This is a genomic window from Rhizobium sp. 10N427, assembly GCF_056394605.1.
On sequence record NZ_JBFTID010000001.1, the window covers coordinates 199,449 to 220,069 of the forward strand.

The 20,621-nt window shown below is 62.6% G+C and carries 17 protein-coding genes and 1 riboswitch; of the genes, 7 read left to right on the forward strand and 10 right to left on the reverse strand.

What is annotated here, in order from left to right:
• Window positions 1–13: 13 nt before the first annotated feature.
• From AC1DIJ_RS00835 to AC1DIJ_RS00845, 3 genes are read right to left on the reverse strand one after another with little or no spacing between them, the layout of a single operon-like run.
• Window positions 14–715, reverse strand: a complete 702-nt coding sequence (locus AC1DIJ_RS00835) for an ABC transporter ATP-binding protein (RefSeq protein ID WP_112388451.1) — start codon at window positions 713–715, stop codon at window positions 14–16.
• Window positions 715–1,497 carry an ABC transporter ATP-binding protein gene (locus AC1DIJ_RS00840; RefSeq protein WP_112388452.1) on the reverse strand — a complete coding sequence of 261 codons (783 nt, stop codon included), beginning with the start codon at window positions 1,495–1,497 and terminating at the stop codon, window positions 715–717. Before AC1DIJ_RS00840 ends, AC1DIJ_RS00835 begins: the two co-directional genes overlap by 1 nt.
• 3 nt (window positions 1,498–1,500) lie before the next feature.
• On the reverse strand, window positions 1,501–2,712 hold the full coding sequence (locus tag AC1DIJ_RS00845) for an ABC transporter substrate-binding protein (RefSeq protein ID WP_112388453.1): 1,212 nt from the start codon (window positions 2,710–2,712) through the stop codon (window positions 1,501–1,503).
• 251 nt (window positions 2,713–2,963) lie between these two features.
• Here AC1DIJ_RS00845 and AC1DIJ_RS00850 point away from each other — a divergent pair, with 251 nt between their 5' ends.
• The 5 genes from AC1DIJ_RS00850 (at window position 2,964) to AC1DIJ_RS00870 (ending at window position 7,950) form a co-directional block, all read left to right on the forward strand.
• Window positions 2,964–3,902: a LysR family transcriptional regulator gene (locus tag AC1DIJ_RS00850; protein WP_112388454.1), complete on the forward strand. Its 939-nt coding sequence runs from the start codon at window positions 2,964–2,966 to the stop codon at window positions 3,900–3,902.
• Window positions 3,903–3,983: 81 nt separating this feature from the next.
• Window positions 3,984–5,246, forward strand: a complete 1,263-nt coding sequence (locus AC1DIJ_RS00855; protein WP_112389004.1) for a flavin monoamine oxidase family protein — start codon at window positions 3,984–3,986, stop codon at window positions 5,244–5,246.
• 86 nt (window positions 5,247–5,332) lie between these two features.
• A complete protein-coding gene (locus tag AC1DIJ_RS00860) occupies window positions 5,333–5,794 on the forward strand; it encodes a DUF4126 family protein (protein WP_112388455.1) in 462 nt (153 codons plus the stop codon).
• Window positions 5,791–7,155: an FAD-containing oxidoreductase gene (locus tag AC1DIJ_RS00865; RefSeq protein WP_112444104.1), complete on the forward strand. Its 1,365-nt coding sequence runs from the start codon at window positions 5,791–5,793 to the stop codon at window positions 7,153–7,155. Before AC1DIJ_RS00860 ends, AC1DIJ_RS00865 begins: the two co-directional genes overlap by 4 nt.
• 62 nt (window positions 7,156–7,217) lie before the next feature.
• Window positions 7,218–7,361: riboswitch (FMN riboswitch) on the forward strand.
• 112 nt (window positions 7,362–7,473) lie between these two features.
• Window positions 7,474–7,950 carry a 6,7-dimethyl-8-ribityllumazine synthase gene (locus tag AC1DIJ_RS00870; protein WP_112388457.1) on the forward strand — a complete coding sequence of 159 codons (477 nt, stop codon included), beginning with the start codon at window positions 7,474–7,476 and terminating at the stop codon, window positions 7,948–7,950.
• A gap of 46 nt (window positions 7,951–7,996) precedes the next feature.
• Here AC1DIJ_RS00870 and AC1DIJ_RS00875 read toward each other — a convergent pair whose 3' ends face one another.
• The 7 genes from AC1DIJ_RS00875 to AC1DIJ_RS00905 form a co-directional block, all read right to left on the reverse strand.
• The gene (locus AC1DIJ_RS00875; protein WP_112388458.1) at window positions 7,997–9,742 is read right to left on the reverse strand and encodes a glycerol-3-phosphate dehydrogenase/oxidase; all 1,746 of its coding nucleotides are present in this window, start codon (window positions 9,740–9,742) and stop codon (window positions 7,997–7,999) included.
• Between the two features lie 45 nt (window positions 9,743–9,787).
• Window positions 9,788–11,317 carry an FGGY-family carbohydrate kinase gene (locus AC1DIJ_RS00880; protein WP_112388459.1) on the reverse strand — a complete coding sequence of 510 codons (1,530 nt, stop codon included), beginning with the start codon at window positions 11,315–11,317 and terminating at the stop codon, window positions 9,788–9,790.
• 34 nt (window positions 11,318–11,351) lie between these two features.
• Window positions 11,352–12,194: a DeoR/GlpR family DNA-binding transcription regulator gene (locus AC1DIJ_RS00885; protein ID WP_112388460.1), complete on the reverse strand. Its 843-nt coding sequence runs from the start codon at window positions 12,192–12,194 to the stop codon at window positions 11,352–11,354.
• Between the two features lie 180 nt (window positions 12,195–12,374).
• Window positions 12,375–13,322, reverse strand: a complete 948-nt coding sequence (locus tag AC1DIJ_RS00890; protein ID WP_112388461.1) for a D-ribose ABC transporter substrate-binding protein — start codon at window positions 13,320–13,322, stop codon at window positions 12,375–12,377.
• Window positions 13,323–13,433: 111 nt separating this feature from the next.
• On the reverse strand, window positions 13,434–14,486 hold the full coding sequence (locus AC1DIJ_RS00895) for an ABC transporter permease (protein ID WP_112388462.1): 1,053 nt from the start codon (window positions 14,484–14,486) through the stop codon (window positions 13,434–13,436).
• Window positions 14,487–14,509: 23 nt separating this feature from the next.
• Window positions 14,510–16,054, reverse strand: a complete 1,545-nt coding sequence (locus AC1DIJ_RS00900) for a sugar ABC transporter ATP-binding protein (RefSeq protein WP_112388463.1) — start codon at window positions 16,052–16,054, stop codon at window positions 14,510–14,512.
• On the reverse strand, window positions 16,051–16,707 hold the full coding sequence (locus tag AC1DIJ_RS00905; RefSeq protein WP_112388464.1) for a DUF2291 domain-containing protein: 657 nt from the start codon (window positions 16,705–16,707) through the stop codon (window positions 16,051–16,053). The genes AC1DIJ_RS00900 and AC1DIJ_RS00905 overlap by 4 nt, the downstream gene beginning before the upstream one ends.
• A 791-nt stretch (window positions 16,708–17,498) precedes the next feature.
• Here AC1DIJ_RS00905 and AC1DIJ_RS00910 point away from each other — a divergent pair.
• Entirely contained in the window at window positions 17,499–19,070 is a 1,572-nt protein-coding gene (locus tag AC1DIJ_RS00910) for an FGGY-family carbohydrate kinase (RefSeq protein WP_112388466.1), read from the forward strand.
• A 37-nt stretch (window positions 19,071–19,107) separates the two neighbouring features.
• Window positions 19,108–20,616, forward strand: a complete 1,509-nt coding sequence (locus tag AC1DIJ_RS00915; protein ID WP_112388467.1) for a glycerol-3-phosphate dehydrogenase — start codon at window positions 19,108–19,110, stop codon at window positions 20,614–20,616.
• The last annotated feature ends 5 nt before the right edge of the window (window positions 20,617–20,621 follow it).

Below are 20,621 nucleotides of genomic sequence, written 5' to 3' on the forward strand. Positions count from 1 at the left end.
TGGCGACCATACCCTAAACCCCCAAAACCTTGTGCAGCGTATCCATCCGCTGCGGCAGTTCCCCAACCGGGAATTCCGACACGACTTGCCCGTGATCCATCAAGTAAAACCGATCGGCAATGCGGCTCGCAAAGCGGAAGTTCTGCTCCACCAGCAGGATCGTCATGCCGCGCTCTTTGAGCTTTTTCAGCACCTCACCGATGCGTTGGACAATAACAGGCGCAAGCCCTTCCGTCGGCTCATCGAGCAGCAGCATCTTCACGCCAGTGCGCAGCACCCGGGCAATCGCCAGCATCTGCTGCTCGCCGCCCGAGAGTTTGGTGCCGGAGCTGGCGCGCCGTTCGTAGAGATTCGGGAAGAGTTCGTAGATTTCATCGATGGTCATGCCGCCCGGCGCCACAACGGGTGGCAGCAGCAGGTTTTCCGAAACCGTCAGCGTCGAGAAGATGCCGCGTTCCTCGGGCACGAAGCCGATGCCCTTATGCGCCGTCTTGTGCAGCGGCACCTGCATCATGTCGGTTCCGGCAAAGCTGATCCTGCCCTTCCGCGCCCGCACGATGCCGGTGATGGTGCGCAGCGTCGTCGTCTTACCGACCCCGTTGCGGCCGAGGATGGTGATCGTCTCGCCCTCGCCGACGGTCATGTCGATGCCGTGCAGGATATGGCTTTCGCCGTACCAGGCATTGAGGCCCTGGATTTCGAGCAGTGCCGCCATCAGTCCTCCTCTACGCCCATATAGGCTTGGCGCACACGCGGATCCTGGCTGACGGTGGCGTAATCGCCCTCGGCCAGGATTTCGCCGCGCTGGAGCACGGTCACCTGCTGGCAGATATTGGCGACGACGGAGAGATTGTGCTCGACCATCAGCACCGCGCGATCGCGGGCGACGTCGCGGATGATGGCGGAGACGACACTGACATCCTCCTGCCCCATGCCGGCCATCGGCTCGTCGAGCAGCAATACCTTGGGATCGAGCGCCAGTGTCGTGGCGATCTCCAGCACCCGCTTGCGGCCGTAGGAAAGATCGGCGGCCATCGCATCGCGTTCCTTGGATAGGCCGACGCTGGCGAGCAGCTGCTCGGCTCTGCCCGTCAGCTGGTCGAGCGCCGAAAGCGGCCGCCAGAACTGCGTCGAGAGATTGTTGGGCCGCTGCAGAGCGACGCGGACATTGTCGAGCACGGTGAGGTGCGGAAAGACCGCCGAAATCTGGAAGGAGCGGACGAGACCCATGCGCGCCACCCGGTCGGGCGGCGTCCTGGTGATATCGGTGCCCATCAGCATGATCGTGCCCGCCGTCGGCTGTAGGAACTTGGTCAGCAGGTTGAAGACCGTGGTCTTGCCTGCCCCGTTCGGGCCGATCAGCGCATGGACGCTGGCATCATGGACATCGAGATCGACGTTCTTCACCGCGGTGAAGCCGCCGAAATCCCGCCTGAGACCGCGGGCGGAGAGAACCACCCGCGGCTTCGTATCATTGACTGGTGCGGAAACCGCCATCGATCACTTCACCAGATCGCAGCCGCTCTTGGCGGGGTCGATATAGGCTTCCTTGCCGGGGATTGTGGCGAGCACGTTGAAGTAGTCCCACGGCTCCTTGCTTTCATCGGGCTTCTTCACCTGCAGCAGGTACATGTCATGGATCATCCGGCCGTTGGCGCCAACAGTGCCGCCGCGGCCGAAGACGTCATCGACGGGCATTTCATGCAGTTGCTTGGCCACCGCTTCCGTCTCATCCGTGCCGGCCTTCTGGACGGCTTTCAGATACTGGAGAACGGCGGAATAGGTGCCCGTGTGAATCATGTTCGGCATCTTGCCGGTGCGGTCGAAAAACTTCTTGCCGAACGCACGGCTTTCATCGTCGCGGTTCCAATAGAAGCCTTCGGTCAGCGTCAGGCCCTGGGCCGCTTCGAGGCCGAGGCCGTGCACTTCGGCGAGCGTGAAGAGCAGCGCGGCCAAACGTTGGCCACCCTGGACGATGCCGAATTCGGCGGCCTGCTTGATGGCATTCGCGGTGTCGAGACCGGCATTCGCCAGGCCGATAACCTTGGCGCCTGAGGACTGCGCCTGCAGCAGGAAGGACGAGAAGTCCTGGCTGGACAGGGGATGACGGACTGAGCCGACGATCGTGCCGCCGTTTGCCTTGACGAAGTCGCCGGTCTGCTGCTCCAGCGAGTAGCCGAAGGCATAGTCGGCCGTCAGGAAGAACCAGCTGTCGCCGCCCTGCTTGACGAGGGCGCCACCGGTGCCGACCGCGAGTGCATGCGTATCGTAGGCCCAGTGGAAGCCGTAGGGGCTGCAGGCCTTGCCGGTCAGATCGGTGGTCGCCGCACCGGTGACGATATCGATCTTCTTCTTTTCCTTGGCGACGGCCTGGACGGCGAGCGCCACCGAGGATGTCGTCAGCTCCATGATCGCATCCACCTGCTCGGTGTCATACCACTGGCGGGCAATGTTGGAGGCGACGTCGGGCTTGTTCTGGTGGTCGGCATCGACAATCTCGATCGGCATATCGAGCACCTTGCCACCGAAATCCTCGACCGCCATCTTGGCGGCCTCGACCGAAGACTTGCCGCCGAAATCGGCATAGACGCCGGACTGATCGTTCAGAATGCCGATCTTGACCTTACCGTCGGACACCGCGCCGCTTTGGGCGAAAACGGCCGTGCTGCTTGCCAGAAGAAATGCAAGTGACGCAATGAAGCTCTTTCGCATAAGTCTCTCCTCCCAGAGATTGGCAGATCGCGATCTGTTCAAATTTGATGAGCCACCCTCCTCAAGGCGACCACTCAACGCCCACGATCACGGAATTTCCACCGTGAGGCAACCAGACGTTTACAATTAATTCCAAACAGTATCTGTTCATTTTTGCACAGATCCGTACCGAAAGCGCCATTTCCGGCCTCTCTGCTGCGCATCACGCGAAGCTGCATTAGACCAAAGACTAAGATAAGCACGGACCTTCGATGACCAACTCCTCGCAGTTTACTTGGGACGATCTGCAGTTTTTTCTAGCCGTGGCCAGAACCGGGCAGCTGTCGACTGCGGCGCGGCAGCTCCGGAGCAGTCATGCCACCGTTTCGCGGCGGATCGACCGGCTGGAATTCGCGCTGAAGGTCAAGCTCTTCGAGCGGAATCCGCGCGGCTATGTGCTGACGGCGATGGGCAACCGCTTCGTTGATACGGCCGAGAAGATGGAGCAGGAGACGGAGCGGTTGCGGGCCGATCTTGCGACAGGTGCCATGGCGCAGCGCGGCGTGGTGCGGCTGAGTGCTCCCGAAGGGTTCGCGAATTTCTTCTTTGCGACGGTGCTGCCGCAATTTGCCGAACGCCACCCGCATCTGTCGCTGGAGCTGGTGACGATCCAGCAGATCATGTCACTGTCGCGCAAGGAGGCGGATATCAGCGTTGTCCTCGACGAGCCGAAGGGCGGCCCCTATTATGCCGAGAAACTCACCGACTATCATCTGCAGGTCTATGGCTCGCGAGACTATCTGGCCGCCAACGCCCCGGTCGTCAGCCGCGAGGATCTGCTCTCGCATCCCTTCATCAGCTATATCGAGGAGATGATCTTTGCGCCGGGGCTGGATTATCTCGGTGACGTTCATCCGCGCATCAAGCCGCAGTTCCAGAGCTCCAGCATCTTCGCGCAGTTGACGGCGACGCGAAACGGGCTTGGGCTCTGCGTGCTCCCCTATTTCTTCGCCAGCCGCTATCCCGAGCTCGAACGCGTATTGCCTGACGAGGTGGATCTGAACCGCAGCTACTGGATCACCTGCCACCAGGACCAGAAGCAGGCGCCGCGCGTGCGGGCCGTCATCGATTTCTTGCGCGAAGCCGTTACCTGGCCGGATGCACGCTTCATTCCGCCCTTCGCAATATCGGCCGTCCGCAGAGGCGGCTGAGCGCCTCGGCAGCCCTGCGAAAGCCTGGCGTACCGGCGGGGCCGCGAAGCGGCTTGCGTGCGGCCTGAGGCAGGGTCCATGATGCGCCGTCTTTTCGAGTCCATTTGCCCCATGAATTCAGAACCTGACATTGCCATCATCGGAGCGGGCGCCGCAGGCGTCGGCGCAGCGCGTCGGCTTGCAAAGAGCGGCCTTTCCGTTTCGGTCTTCGAAGCTCTGCCCCGGATCGGCGGCCGCGCCTGGACATTGAACACGCCTGTTGCCGCGATCGATCTCGGTTGTGGCTGGCTGCATTCGGGCGACCGCAATCCGTGGACCCGAATTGCCGAAGAAGCGGGCGTAACGGTCGACCGAAAACCGAGCGCCTGGCATCGGCAGGATCGCGATTTCGGTTTTCCGCGCGCCGAGCGCGATGCCGCCCGCGCTGCCTTTGGCCGCTGGGCCGAGCGCGTTGCCGAGGCGCCACCGCCAAGCGACTGTGCCATCGACGCTGTCGAGCCGGGCGAGCCCTGGCTTGCCTATCTTCAGGCGCTGAGCGGCTATATCAGCGGCGACGAGCTGGAGCGCATCTCCGCGGAGGATTATGCCGCCTATGACGAGGCCTCGACGGAAAACAACTGGCGTCTCGAGACAGGCTACGGTGCGCTTGTCGCAGCCACCATGCCGGCCTCGGCCGAACTGCATATCGCAACGCCCATCCAGTCGATTTCTGTCGATGGCAGTCGCGTGATGCTGCAGACGGAGCGCGGCACCGTCAGACCGCGAGTAGTGATCGTCACCATCTCCACCAATGTGCTCGCCGGCGGCGTCATCCGCATGCCGTCATCGCTCGACCCATGGTGCGAGGCCGCAGCCAAGCTGCCGCTCGGCAACAACGAAAAGCTCTATTTCGAAATCACCGGCGGCCACAGTTTCGATGACGAAAGCCACGTGATCGGCAATCCCCGCGATCCGAAGACGGCAAGCTATTATATCCGTCCGTTCGGCAAGCCCGTCATCGAGGTCTTCCTCGGCGGAAGCGGCGCCCGCGCCGTGGCCGAAAACCCGCAAGCGGCTTTCCCGCGTGCGATGGAGGAGCTTTCGGCCCTGTTCGGCTCCTGCATTCACAGGGAACTTCGCCCGCTTGCGGCGTCCGAGTGGACCAACACCCCCTCGATCCGCGGTGGCTACAGTCATGCCCTGCCCGGCCATGCGGCGGCGCGTCAGGCTCTGGCAAGGCCGTTCGACAACCGGATCTTCTTCGCCGGCGAAGCGACCAACCGCACAGATTTTTCGACCGCGCATGGAGCCTACGAAAGCGGGCTTCGGGCCGCCGAAGAAGCGCTGCAGGCGCTCGGCCGGTAGAGCCGCACCCCCAATTGCAACCGGTAGAGCTTTGTGCCACGCTGGCCGTGCCGTTTCGGCATTCGCAGAGGAAGGGGACCCCTCGCATGCTTCTATTTCTTGCATTTTTGATCGGGATCATTGCCGGCCTTCGGGCCATGACCGCACCGGCCGCAGTCGCCTGGGGGGCAGCCCTCGGCTGGTTCGACGTGTCGCAGACGCCGCTTGCCTTCATGGGTTACAAATGGACGCCGTGGATCTTCACGGTGCTGGCCGCCGTTGAGCTGATCACTGACCAGCTGCCGACAACGCCCAGCCGCAAGGTGCCGATGCAGTTCGGCGCCCGCATCATCATGGGTGCGTTGACAGGCGCCACGATCGGCGCATCCGGCGGCTCGCTGGTGGCTGGCCTGATCGCCGGTGTGGTTGGCGCCATCGTTGGGACGCTCGGCGGGGCTGCCGTCCGCGGCAAGCTCGCAGCCGCTTTCGGCAAGGATACGCCCGCCGCCCTCATCGAGGACGCGATCGCCATCGTCGGCGCGCTCCTGATCGTATCGGCTGTCGCATGAAGACCTATGACGCCATCTTCATCGGGGCCGGTCAGGCAGGCCCCTTTCTCGCCGCCCGCATGGCCGAGAAGGGCATGAAGGTGGCGCTGATCGAGCGCAAGTATCTCGGCGGCACTTGCGTCAATGCCGGCTGCATGCCGACGAAAACGCTGGTCGCCAGCGCTCGCGCCGCCCATGTGGCCCGGACCGGCGGCGACTACGGTGTCAGGATTTCGGGCGCGATCGAGATCGACATGAAGACGGTGCGCAAACGCGCCGAGACGGTGACCATGAACGCCCGCAACGGCCTGATCGGCTGGTTCTCGGGCATGAAGACCATGGAGGTCATCTACGGCCATGCGAAATTCGCCGGCCAGAAGACCGTTGAGGTGAACGGCGAGACGCTGACCGCACCGTTGATCTTCCTGAATGTCGGCGCCCGCCCGGCCATTCCTGATTTTCCCGGCCTTGCCGATATCGATTACCTCACCAGCACCTCGATCATCCAGCTCGACACCCTGCCCCGCCATCTCGTGGTGATCGGCGGCAGCTATATCGGCCTTGAATTCGCGCAGATGTACCGCCGCTTCGGCGCCGAGGTGACGGTTATCGAACGCGGCCCGAAGCTCGCCTCCCGCGAGGACGAGGATGTTTCGGATGCGATCGAGGAGATCATCGTTTCCGAAGGCATCACGGTTCACACCGGCGCGGAGAACATCGCTTTCGCGAACGCGGCTGACGGTGTCGCTGTCTCGATTTCCGGCAAGCCGGATATCCAGGCAAGCCATGTGCTCGTCGCCACCGGCCGCACGCCGAATACCGGCGATCTCAGCCTCGAAGCGGCTGGCGTCGCGACCGACAAGCGCGGCTTCATCACCGTCGATGACCGGCTGATGACCAATGTCGACGGCATCTATGCGCTCGGTGACTGCAACGGCCATGGCGCGTTCACGCATACATCCTATAACGACTTCGAGATCGCCGCCGCCAACCTGCTGGATGGCGGCGACCGCAAGGTCTCCAGCCGCATTCCGGCCTACGCGCTCTATATCGACCCGCCGCTCGGCCGCGCCGGCATCACCGAGAAGCAGGCCCGCGCCTCGGGCCGCAAGGTCATGGTCTCCAAACGGCCGATGAGCCGGGTCGGCCGCGCTAACGAACGCGGCGAGACCAAGGGCTTCATGAAGATCGTCGCCGATGCGGAGACCAAGGAAATCCTCGGCGCCGCCTTCCTGGGCATCGAGGGCGACGAGGCGATCCACGGTATCATCGATGCGATGAATGCCGGAACCCGCTATCCGGTGCTGCAATGGTCGGTGCCAATCCATCCGACGGTCTCGGAACTCATTCCGACCATCATCGGCGATCTCAAGCCGGTTTGATCAGACAGGCCATCTGACGCCGCTTCCGGACTTGCATTCTTTCCGATTTTGGATTTACCTCGCACTGTTCTCAGGGCGGGGTGCAATTCCCCACCGGCGGTATCGGGTTTACGCCCGGAGCCCGCGAGCGCTTCCAGCAATGGAAGGTCAGCAGATCCGGTGAGATGCCGGAGCCGACGGTATAGTCCGGATGGAAGAGAGCATGCAGGCAGAACCTCTCCAGGGAGAGGTGACTGATGCTGTTCGCCCAAGGGAGAATTGGGCCGCCGCGGCGGCTCGAAGCAACAGCCAGAGATGGCACCCTTGAAAGGCAGAGACATGACAATCGCAACCAAACCACAGGGTCACCGGATCGCCATCGTGCGTGCCCGCTGGCACGCCGGTATCGTCGATCAATGCGTGAATTCCTTTATCTCGACATGGAAGGCGCAGGGCGCCAACGCGGCAGAGGTCGAGATTTTCGACGTGCCGGGCGCGCTTGAAATCCCGCTCCATGCGCAGACACTGGCCCGGACGGGCAAATATGCGGCAATCCTCGGCTGCGCCTTCGTCGTCGACGGCGGCATCTACCGGCACGACTTCGTCGCCGGAACGGTTCTCGATGGCCTGATGCGCGTACAGCTCGATACCAATGTGCCGGTGCTGTCTGCGGTGCTGACGCCGCACCACTTCCAGGAAAGCGAAGCGCATATCGAGTTCTTCATGAACCACTTCGTCATCAAGGGCCAGGAAGCGGCCAATGCCTGCCGCGCCATCCTTGAGGCCCGCAGCAATCTCGCCGTCGCTGCACTCTGATCGGTAGGACAGGACAATGCGCCGGGAAATCAGCCCGGCGCATTGATCACTTCGCCGTAAAACGGTGCGCCTTGCCGCGTTCCGCAGCCGGTGCAGTGCTTGTCAGCACCTGGCCGTGAAAACGGCTGAGCTGACCGGTGACGTCGGCGATTTCGCGCTCGGCACGCGCCGCGTCCCAGCCCAAAGCTGCGGCGGCGATGCCGGCGATTTCCCGCAACCCCTCGATCGTCAGGCGCCCCTCGATCGCCAGCGTCGTGCGGCGTAGCACGATATCGGCGAGATGAACGACGAGTTCGTTGCGAGTGATCCAGTCGATTTCCTTGAAGCTGTGCTGCGGCGCGCCGGTCAGTCTCGTATCGTCGGAATGTACCGAAGCGGATGCGAGGATCGCCGCGGCCGTCGTGCCGTACCGGCCCAGCAATTCGTCGGCCCGCTCGATCGTTATGCTTGCCTTCGCTGCCAGATCCTTGATCCAGTGACCGCGCTTCTCGCCATCGGCGGGAAAGCCCTTGCCGCCGCCGATTGCAAGGTAGCGGGTCGATTCATTGCGGTTCCGCTGTAGGCGCGAGAGAACGGTATCGGCAACCTCCTCGGCGAACCCGCGGAATGTCGTCCACTTGCCGCCGACCAGTGAGACGATCGGGAACGGGCGGTTGCCCTTGGGTTCCTTTACCGGCGCGGAATGGTCCCGGCTGATGAGCCCGGGTGCCGTCGCATCCGATGCCGGGAGCGGACGGATGCCGCTATAGCTGTAAACGATCTGATCGCGGTCGAAGCGCAGCGTCGGCAGCAGCGAACGGACGCTCTCGAGGAAATAGTCGGTTTCCGGTTCCTCGCAGCGAACGTCATCTGGATTATCGGCTGGAATATCGGTCGAGCCGACCAGCGCCAGGCCGAGATAGCTGTAGACCAGGCAGATGCGGCCATCGTCGGCTTCGAAATAGATCATGTGGCCGTTCAGGCTGCGTACCAGTTCAGGATGATCGAGCAGGATATGCGATCCCTTGGTGCCGCCGATCATCTTCGAGGGGGCGCCGAGTGCGGCGTTGACATGATCGATCCAGGGACCGGCGGCGTTGACGACCAGCTTCGGCTTCACCGCGAACTCGCGGCCATCGGCCTGCCGGAATGTCAGCGATCCGCCTGAGACCGTTTCCATCGTGGTGAAATTGGCAGCCAGACTTTTCGGATTGGCATCGAGGCCATCGCGCACGAGTTCATAGACCAGCCGCTCCGGCCGGCTGATCTTGGCGTCATAATAGATGCCGCCGGCGACGATCGCTGGGGTCACATGCGGCATTTCCTTGCGGGCCTGCTTCTTCAGGATCAGCCGGTGTTTCGGCATCACCCGATCGCGCGAGCCGAAGAAGTCGTAGAGCCGCAGGCCGATCTTGATCAGCACCGCACCGCGGCTGCGCGGTGCCGTCTTGGAGCCGAAGAGTGTGCGGATCGCCGCCCAGATGCCGCGCGTCCAGGAAAAGACCGGGATAAAGGTCGGCAGCGGCTCGACGCAATGCGGGGCGTTCTTGAGCAGGAGATTGCGCTCCAGCGTCGATTGCGCCACGAGGCCGAATTCGCCGGTCTCGAGATATTTCAGCCCGCCATGGATGAGCCGCGAGGGCGCAGCGCTCGTACCGGAACCGAAATCCGCCTTGTCGACGATCAAGCAATTGACGCCCTGCACCGAGAGATCGCGAAACAACCCGGCGCCGTTAATGCCCGCGCCGATGATGAGGACGTCGATGTCGCCCCCGCCGAGATCGGAGAAGCGCTGCTGCAGATCGGCTGTCATGATGTCATCGTCCTAAATCGCCCGCCGCAGCAGGCATCATTCATTTCAGTTCACGGCCTGATCGGGCGCCAGCGCCGCGATCTTCGGCCAGAGCGGCGTCATGGCATCGGCGATTTCGCGAAACAGCTGGTAGCGCGTCTCATAGTCGGCGCTGCGTGCCGGGTCCGGCTGGCAGGTTTTCTCGATGCTTTCGGTATCGCGTGGATCGCTCTGCGGATCGGCATAGATCCCGGCACCAGACCCGGCGCAGAGCGCCGCGCCCCAGGCCGCTGCTTCGTCGGTTTCGGTCACGGTGACCGGCATGCCGAGGATATCGGCAAACATCTGCACGACAGCGGGATTGCGCGAGATGCCGCCCGCCAGACGCGCCCGGTCGAATGAGAACCCGTCGCGCAGAGCATCGACATGGATACGGTGATTGAAGGCAATACCCTCAAGCACGGCCCGCAGCATGTCGCCGCGATCATGCCAGCCGCCGAGCCCAAAGAACCCGGCGCTCGCCTCCGCGCCATAGGGCGAGCCGAAGAGATAGGGATGGAACAGCGCGGTCGAGGGCCGCTTGAATGCCGCATCGATCTCCGGGCCAAGCAGGGCATGAACAGAGCGGCCGCTCGTCTCGCCCTCAGCCCGCTCGGCGGCGCAGAGCTTGTCGAGAAACCAGTCGTAATTCGCCGTCGATGCCGGCGAGATCGACATGCTGTTCCAGATGCCGGGCGCAATGCCGTTGCGGCAGAACCAGCGCCTGTCGACGCGCGGTTCGGACGATAGCGTCTCGTTGATCGAGTAGGTGCCGGCGATGATGGCGACGACGCCTTTGCCATATCCCCCGGCTCCGAGCGCCGAGGCGGTGACATCATGCAGACCCGCCATGACGGGCGTGCCTTCGGTGAGGCCGGTCAGATTTGCGGCCTCGCGCGTCACCCGGCCGACGATCTGGTCGGAACGTGAAGCCGGCGGCAAGGCGTGAACGAGCTTCTGCAAACCGAAGAGCCGCAGCGCATCCTGGCTGTAATCCTGTGTCTTCACGTCGGTGAAAGAGGTGCTGGCCTCGGTGCGATCGGTGCCGATGATGCCTGTCAGGCAGAAACGCAGCCAGTCCTTGCAGCTGATGAAATGGCCGATGCGCTTGTAGCGCTCGGGCTCCATTTCGCGGATCCAGGCGAGCAGCGCCGAGGGTGCGGAGACGTGCGGGATCTGGCCGGTCAGTTCGATGGCGCGCTCGGCGACATCACTGTCCGTCCATTCGTTGACGATTGGGCCTGCCCGGCTGTCGAGCGACAGGATGGCGCGGCCGAGCGGCTGCTGATCCCCGTCGAGCAGATAGATACCGTCGCCATGCGCGGTGGCGGCTATACCCTGGATATCGCTTGCGGGGCGCTTGCTGAGCGCGATCGCCTCGCGGATAGCATCGGCCGTCGCGCTCCACAATTCGCCCATGTCGCGCTCGATATGGCGCGCCTTGGGAATGAACTGCGTGACGCGGCGCCTGCTGACTGCGAGCGGCGTGCCGTCAATGTCGAAAATGACGGCCTTGGTGACCGTCAGGCCACTATCGATCCCGAGCAGACTCGGCATTCGCCTTCCTCACTATCAGCAACCGGTGGCCGGGTTACAAGCGCCCTCCGGCGCTCTTGGCGACCACCACGTTGATATCCTTGGACCGCATGCGGTCGATGTGCACGGCGTCGGTCTTGTCGTCGACGATGACGACGTCGAACTCGTCCAGTGCTGCGAAACTATGGAGTGCCCGCCGTTCGAACTTGGTGTGATCGGCAAGCAGGATGCGTTTGACGGAACAGTCGAACATGGCGCGCTTGGTATCGACGGTCTCCGGCGACTGGTGCAGGACCGTGCCGTCGCTGATCGCCGACATGGAGATGAAGGCGATATCCGCCCGCAGCCCCTTGATCTCGCTGATCGTCATCCGGCCCATGAAGGCGTTGCACCAGTTGTAATACTGGCCGCCGAGTGCCAGCAGCGTCACGTCATGCATGCCAGTCAGCGCGTTCATCAGCGTCAGCGAATTGGTGATCGCGGTGACAGGCACCTTCGACGGCAGGTGCGCCGCCATCTGCAGAACCGTCGTCGAATCGTCGAAGAAGATCGCCTGCCCGGGCTCGACGAATTGCATCGCTGCCTCGGCAATCAGCTTCTTCTCCGTTGCCTGCCGGTTCGAGCGATAGACGTCGCTCGATTCGATCAGGTTCGTCGCCGCGGCGGTCACGATGCCGCGCGTCTTGCGGAAAAGCCCGCGGCTGACGAGTTCATCGACATCGCGATGGGCCGTCATCAGGCTGATCCCGAAACGATCCGTCAGGTCTTCGATCCGCATCGAGCCTTCATTCATCACGGCCTCCGCGATCATGCGGCGGCGCGCGATCTGGCGCGTCTGCCGGCTGTCGCTTGTCAGCTCTTCCAACAGATCTTCGCCCTGGCTCGTCTTCTGTGTCACGGGGTCACCCTTGTCGCTGAATTCTGGATCCCAGCTTCGTACAGTGATTGCCACGCCAAGGCAAAAAGGTGAAACGGAACGGGCGGTTGCTGCCGCGGGCACCATTTCAGGCATTGCGGAAGCCGGGCGGGTGGATGCCGCCCGGCTCTAAGGCGCGCTCTCACGAGCGCTCCTTCGATGTTACTGCGAAAGGACGAACGGGCCGGTGTACTTGTCGACATTGTCCTTGGTGATCAGCAGGCAATCGAAGAGCTGCTTTTCGCTCTTGGCGCCGGTGCTGCCATTCTTGATGACATTATCGGCCTGCTTGACGGCTTCTTCAGAGAAGACGGCAACGGGCTGGAGAACGGTGTACTGCAGTTCGCCGGCCTTGATCGCCGCAACAGCGTCCGGAGAACCGTCGAAGCCGCCGACCTTGATGTTGGCGAGCTTGCCGGCTTCCTTGAGCGCTGCGATCGCGCCGAGGGCCATTTCGTCATTGCCGGAGATCACGCCGACGATGTCAGGATTTGCCTGCAGCATGGACTGCATCTTGTTGTGACCCTTGGTGCGGTCCCAATCGGCAACTTCCTTGGCAACCTTCTTCAGGTCCGGGTACTGCGACAGCACGGTTTCGTAGCCGTTGGAGCGGGTTGCAGCGTTGTTATCGGAAGGAGCGCCGAAGAGTTCGGCATAGTTGCCCTTGTCGCCGACAGCTTCGACCCACTGCTGCGCACCGAGGGCGGCACCCTGGGCGTTGTTGGAAACGAGCTGCGCCTTCGCCAGGCCTTCCTGGTTGATTTCAGCGTTGACGAGGATGACCGGGATACCGGCGGCGACAGCCTTCTTCACCGCACCGACCGAACCGTCAGCATTGGCCGGGTCGAGAATGATCGCGACCGACTTGTTGGTGATCGCCGTGTCGATCAGGTTGCTCTCGGTGTTGGTGTCACCCTTGTGGGCGCTGACCGAAGCCGTGTAGCCGAGCTTTTCAGCGGTTGCCTTGGCAACATTGCCTTCCGTCAGCCAGTAGGGGTTCGACGGATCGTTGACGATGATCGTCATCGCGCCAGCTGCCCAGGCGGACGTTGCGAGGAGCGGTGCGACAGCCGCGGCGGCGAGAAGAATGCGCATGCCTTTTTTAAACATAGTCTCTCTCCCATTAGTGAGCTCAGTTGTGCCGGGAACCGGCGTTGCTTTCCCCAATCGGCCTTCTTGGAACCCCAGCCTGCCGTCGTGGATAAGTTTCAGTCGCAGCCGTCAGGACGATTTAACCCGGCGGCCGTATTGGATGCTGTTCATCAAGACGGCGAGGACGATGACCGCACCGGTAAAGACCGTCTGCCAGTAGGCGGAGACGCCGATGATCACGAGACCATCGGACAGAAAGCCGATGACGAAGGCGCCGAGCATGGTGCCGCGCACCGTGCCGCGGCCACCCGTGAGGGCTGCGCCGCCGATGACGACGGCTGCGATCGCGGTCAGTTCGTAGGTGGTACCCGCTGTCGGGCCTGCCGAGGTCAGCTGCGAGGAAAGCACCAGGCCGGCGATGGCCGCGCAGACACCTGAGAGCACATAGACGATGATCTTGACGCGCTTGACCGGAACGCCGGAGAGGTCGGCCGCACGCTCGTTGCCGCCCGACGCATAGAGCCAGCGGCCGAAGGCCGTGCGGCTGAGAACGATGCCGCAGACGACGGCGAGCACGGCAAGGACGATGACGCCGATCGGAACGCCGCCGAGGCGGTTGAAGCCGAGCCAGTCGAAGCCGGTATTGCCAAGCTCCGGACGGCCGCCGAGATTATTGTAGGTGAGACCGTTGGTCATCAGCAGCGCGATGCCGCGGGCCACATAGAGAACGCCGAGCGAGGCGACGAAGGCCGGCACCTTAAGATACGCGACCAGCACGCCGTTGACCGCACCGACCAGGGCGCCGAGCGCGCAAGTCAGCACCACGACCGCCCAGACTGGCGGATAGAGGATGACGCCGAAATAGCTGAGCGTCACGCCCTGCATCAGGAAGCCGGCGATGCAGCCCGCGAGCCCCAGCGTCGAGCCGACCGAGAGATCGATGCCGCCGTTCAGGATGACCAGCAGCATGCCGATCGCCAGAATGCCGAAGATGGCGACATGCGAGGCCATGATCAGGAAGTTGTTGAGGCTGAAATAATAGGGCGACAGGAACGAGAAGACTGCGATGATGACGATCAGCGCGAAGAACGCCCTGCCCTCAAGGATCAGACGCACGATATTGGTGTTGCGCTTCTGCCCGTTCGGAACTGTCTTCTTCTGGGTGATATTTGTGACTGACATAATCAGTGCTCCATAATTCCGGGCTAGTGCGCGACCATGGCTTCGCCGGAGGCGGCCATGATCTTTTCCTTGGTGACGTCAGAGCTGAACTCGGCCGAGATCCGGCCGCGATGCATGACGATGATGCGATGCGCGATGCTCAGGCATTCGTTGACTTCGGAGGTCGAATAGACGACCGCGAGCCCCTGCTTGGCGCGCTCGGCAAGCAGCTTGAAAACCTCAGCCTTGGCGCCGATATCGATGCCGCGGCTCGGTTCGTCGAGCAGGATGACCTTCGGCTGCGTGGCCAGCATCTTGCCGATAACGACCTTCTGCTGGTTGCCGCCGGAGAGCGAGCCGATCGACGCCTCGCCGCCATCTGTCTTGACGTGGACACGGCGGATCGCATCGTTGACCAGCTCCCGTTCGCGCCGGCCCGAGGTGAAGAGACCCTTGGTGAAGGCGCCGATGCTGGCAAGCGATAGATTGGTGCCGACAGTCATCGTCTGCACCAGGCCATCGCGCTGGCGATCTTCAGGAACGAGAACGAGGCCGCTTTCGATACGCCCTGCAATGCTGAGGCCGCCGACATCGCGGCCCTCAAGCAGGACTTGGCCGCCGCTCGAGCGCAAACGCCCGGCGACGCATTCCAGAAGCTCGGTACGCCCGGCGCCCATCAGGCCGTAGATGCAGACGACTTCGCCGGCACGAACCTTCAGCGACAACCGGTCGACGGCGTTATAGGCAGCGCCCGACGGACCGGGCACGCTGAGATTGTCGATCGACAGCGCCACTTGGCCGAACTGATGGCCGTCCGGCGGGCTGCCGAGATCGAAATTGTCGCCGACCATGTTGCGGACGATCCACTCGAGATCGATGTCCTTGCGCTCGGCATAGGCAGTCATTGTGCCGTCGCGCAGGACGACGGCGTGATTGGTGATCTGCAGCGCCTCTTCGAGATGATGCGAGATATAGACGATCGAAACGCCGCGGCTCGTCAGGTCGTGGATGACCTTGAACAGAACTTCGACTTCGGTGGCGCTCAGCGCCGAGGTCGGTTCGTCCATGATCAGGATGCGCGAATTGACCGAGAGCGCGCGGGCGATCTCGACGATCTGCTGCTGGCCGAGGCGCAGGTCCTCGACGCGCGTCAGCGGATCGATGTCTTCCTCGAGCTCCTCCAGAAGCTCGCGTGTCTGGCGCTCTTCCTCGGCGAAATCGACCATGCCGCCGGTGATGATCTCGCGGCCCATGAAGATGTTGTCGCGGACGCTGAGATTGGGCGCTAGGCTGAGTTCCTGGTGAATGATCGAGATGCCGTGTTCACGTGCATGGGTCGACGAGGTGAAGCTGATCGGCGAGCCATCGAGGATGATCTCACCCGAGCTTGGCTGCACGACACCGGAAAGGATCTTCATCAAGGTCGATTTGCCAGCGCCGTTCTCTCCGAACAGCGTGGTCACCTGACCGCGATGGATGTCGAAATTCACGCCCTTGAGGGCATGAACATTGCCATAGGACTTGGCGATGTTGCGGGCGGCGAGAACGACCTCGCCCTGCACTCCGTTACTGCGCAGCGGCTGGCTCATTTGACTTCGACCTTGACGGGCGTGACCAGCCAGTTTTTCGGATTGATCAGCTTGAACACGCCGACCACGGTCGCGGATTTCCCATCCAGCGTTTCCGGATCGAGGCCGGTAAAGACCGACTTTTTCATCTCGTTGTTGATGGCCGATCCGGCGTCCTGATACTGGATCTGGTTGGTGAACTGGCCGAATTCGATGGTGCCGGTGGCATCGCGGAGGTCCGTGCCGTTGACCGCAGGACCGGTCTGGACACGGACCACCGTCTCGGGAGGCAATCCATCGACTTTGAGTTCGTTGGTGTTCGATTTGCGGGCGCCGAACGTGCCTGTCAGCGTGACGGGAATGACCGGTCCGGTGCTCGTCGCGGTGCCGTATTTCTCGGCGGCGGCCTTCTTGTCGGCGGCGATGGCGGCGGCAAGATCGGCAGCCGGTACGGCGCGCTCCTGCACATTCGCCAATATCTTCGGGAACTGCTCGGCGCCAAAGGTTTCAGGCGAGAAGACCTGCTGCCTGACGTCGTTTTCGGAACCGATCTTGACCACCGTCGTGTCAAGCGCGATGGCGCCGACGACGGCAACAACGAACGCCACGCCCACGATGAGCTTCAGATTGCCGCTGCTCGGCTTCGGTGCTGCGTAATCGGACTGTGTGCTCATGTCGGGACGGCCTTTGACTGGGAGACGATAAAGCGAAGGGGCTGGCTGCGATTACGATCGCAGACGCGCCACGGCATGGCATCGCGCCGGATCAGAACCCGGCAGGCAGCCCGCGAAAGCGCAACTCTGGACGAAAATCCACATTGGAAGCCTCCTCCTCAGGACCCGGCGCCAGTCTCCTCCGACCGCCTGATCCTGCAATCACCCATCCGGAAGCAGGCTTCCGTGATAGAACTGTGTTACTTATGCCGGAAACAATGTTATAATTTCATAATGCTGTCAACGGCACTTTTATGAGAACCTGCGTATCAATGCGGCGCTTCACAGCTTGTTTATCGCGTTGCGGCGCAACATAGGAAGGCAGCAAATGCACAAATAAATACCTGTCAAAGAATTTGGAAAACTCAGACAACGCATTGATATTTAATATTAATTAAAGATATGAGATATTCGCGGCAAAAGCGGCGACTGCAGTCTTGCGCAAATAGAGGCGGCCGCCACTCATCAAGCTGACGCCTGTTATTTTAGCTGAAAAAATTTTCATGACTAGAAAAATCTTGCTGGCCTTGTGATATCTTTGTGTTATGTTTATCGGTGAGGCCTATGGGAGGTTTCGGCAGATATTCGATTCATTTCCGGCGGCAGGCACACGCTTGCGGCCCGTCACCATGGAATCGATCATGCGGCCGAAGCAGAGCGATGGAATTCGGCCGATCGGGAGGACTGCATGATGAATTGGACGCGCGTATTGCCCGCCGCAGCGTTCCCGGCATTGGCGGGATAACCCTGCGATGACATCGACACAGAATATCGTCATCGGCATCGACGCCGGCACATCCGTGATCAAGGCGGTCGCCTTCGATCTTTCCGGACGCCAGATCGCCGCCGCATCCGTACGCAACAGATACACTACCGGCGACGACGGCTCGGCGACGCAGCCGCTTGCGCAGACATGGGCAGATTGCGCCAGCGCGTTATGCGGCCTCGGTGAAAAAGTGCCCGGTCTTGCGGCGCGCACCGCCACCGTTTCCGTCACCGGACAAGGTGACGGCACGTGGCTCGTCGGCCGCGAGAATGCACCGGTCGGCGATGCCTGGCTGTGGCTCGATGCGCGCGCCGCATCGACGGTGGTCTCGCTTGCATCCAAGCCGAACAACCGCGCCCGCTTCGAGGCGACCGGCACCGGCCTCAACACCTGCCAGCAGGGCACCCAGCTCGCGCATATGGACCGTTTCGCGACCGATCTCCTTGATCGCGCCGAAACGGCGCTGCACTGCAAGGATTGGCTCTATCTCAACCTCACAGGCATTCGCGCGACCGATCCGTCGGAGGCGAGTTTCACCTTCGGCAATTTCCGCACCCGGCAATATGACGACGCCGTCATCGATGCGCTTGGCCTCGAACACCGGCGCAATCTGTTGCCTGACATCATCGACGGGACCGAAGTCAGCCATCCGCTGACATCGGATGCTGCCAAGGCCTGCGGGCTGCTGGCGGGAACGCCCGTCTGCCTCGGCTATGTCGATATGGTGATGACCGCGCTCGGCGCAGGCGTCCGCAGCGGCGGGCGCAACGCCGCCTGCTCGACGATCGGCTCGACCGGCGTCCACCTTCGCGCCAAGGCCGTCGGCGATGTCCACCTTAACAGCGAGGGCACCGGCTATGTGATCGCCCTGCCGATCCCCGGCATCGTCACCCAGGTCCAGACGAATATGGGATCGACGATCAATATCGACTGGATCCTCGATATCGCCGCCTCGCTGATGGCAGACGCCGGCAAGACGGTTTCGCATGCGGAACTGATCGCGCGCATCGATGGCTGGTTTGCCGATAGCAAGCCGGGCTCCGTGCTCTATCACCCCTATATTTCCGAAGCCGGCGAGCGCGGCCCGTTCGTCAACGCCAATGCGCGTGCCGGCTTTGCCGGACTGTCCACGCGCCACCGTTTCCCCGATCTGGTGAGAGGCGTCGTCGAAGGTCTGGGCCTCGCGACCCGCGATTGCTATGCGGCAATGGGGGCGATGCCGGAAGAGCTGCGCATCACTGGCGGCGCCACGCGTTCGCCAAGCCTGCGCCGCTCGCTGTCAGCAGCCGTCAACGCCCCGATCCGCCAGTCGCAGCGCGAGGAGACCGGGGCTGCCGGTGCCGCGATGATGGCTGCGGTCGCGGTCGGCGTTTATCCGACGATGGATGATTGCATTGCCGACTGGGTCTCGCCGCTGCTTGGCGAACCCGAGGTTCCCGATGCCGCCGAGGCGGCGCGGTTCGAAACGCTTTTCGCAGCCTATACCGACATCCGCCAGGCAATGGCGCCCGCCTGGGACAAGCTCGCCTCGACCGCGACGGCGACACCAGGCGCATAACTCAAGTTCTGATGCGCTGGCATCGAAGGAGCATGACATGACCGAACCCGAAACCCTGGACCTCTTCGTCATCGGCGGCGGCATCAACGGCGCCGGTATCGCACGCGATGCCGCTGGCCGTGGGCTCAAGGTGGCGCTGTGCGAAAAGGATGATCTGGCGCAGGGAACCTCGTCGCGGTCGGGCAAACTGGTGCATGGCGGGCTGCGTTATCTCGAATATTACGAATTCCGCCTGGTGCGCGAAGCGCTGATCGAACGCGAAGTGCTGCTCAATGCCGCCCCGCACATTATCTGGCCGATGCGCTTCGTGCTGCCGCACAGCCCTGAGGACCGTCCGGCCTGGCTGGTCCGCCTCGGCCTCTTCCTCTACGACCATCTCGGCGGCCGCAAGAAGCTTCCCGGCACCCGCACGCTCAACCTGCTGCGCGACCCCGAGGGCACGCCGATCCTCGATCAATACAAGCGCGGCTTCGAATATTCCGACTGCTGGGTCGATGATGCCCGCCTCGTCGTTCTGAACGCCGTCAGCGCCGCCGAAAAAGGCGCGATCGTCCTGACCCGTTCGCCTGCCGTCTCCGCCCGGCGCGAGAATGGCGCATGGACCGTCGTCACCAAGAACAGCACGACAGGCGAGACCCGCACTTTCAGGGCCAAATGTCTGGTGAATTGCGCCGGCCCCTGGGTGACCGACATCATCAACCGCGTGGCCGGATCGAACTCGGCCCGCAATGTGCGCCTGGTCAAGGGCAGCCACATCATCGTCCCGAAATTCTGGGCGGGCTCGAATGCCTATCTCGTCCAGAACCACGACAAGCGCGTCATCTTCATCAACCCTTATGAGGGCGACAAGGCGCTGATCGGCACCACCGATATCGCCTATGAAGGCCGCGCCGAGGATGTCTCTGCCGACGAGAGCGAAATCGATTACCTGCTGAAGGCCGTGAACCGCTATTTCAAGGAAAAGCTCCGCCGCCAGGATGTGCTGCACAGCTTCTCCGGCGTGCGCCCGCTCTTCGACGACGGCAAGGGCAATCCGTCCGCCGTGACCCGCGACTATGTCTTCGATCTCGACGAAACCGGCGGCGCGCCGCTGCTCAATGTCTTCGGCGGCAAGATCACCACCTTCCGCGAGCTTGCCGAGCGCGGCCTGCACCGCCTCAAGCACATCTTCCCCGGCATGGGCGATGACTGGACGCAGACGGCGCCCCTGCCCGGCGGCGAAATCCCCAATGCCGACTATGAGACCTTCGCCAACAGTCTGCGCGATACCTATCCCTGGATGCCGCGCAAGCTCGTGCATCACTATGGCCGCCTCTATGGCGCCCGCACCAAGAATATCGTTTCAGGAGCAACCAGCATCGAGGCGCTCGGCCGCCATTTCGGCGGGCAGTTCTACGAGGCGGAGGCGCGCTATCTCGTCGCCACCGAATGGGCGGAAACGGCAGAGGACATCCTCTACCGCCGCACCAAGCACTACCTGCACATGAGCGAGGCCGAGCGTGCTGCCTTTGCCGACTGGTTGGCCTCCTCCCGCCTTGCCGCCTGAAGGAG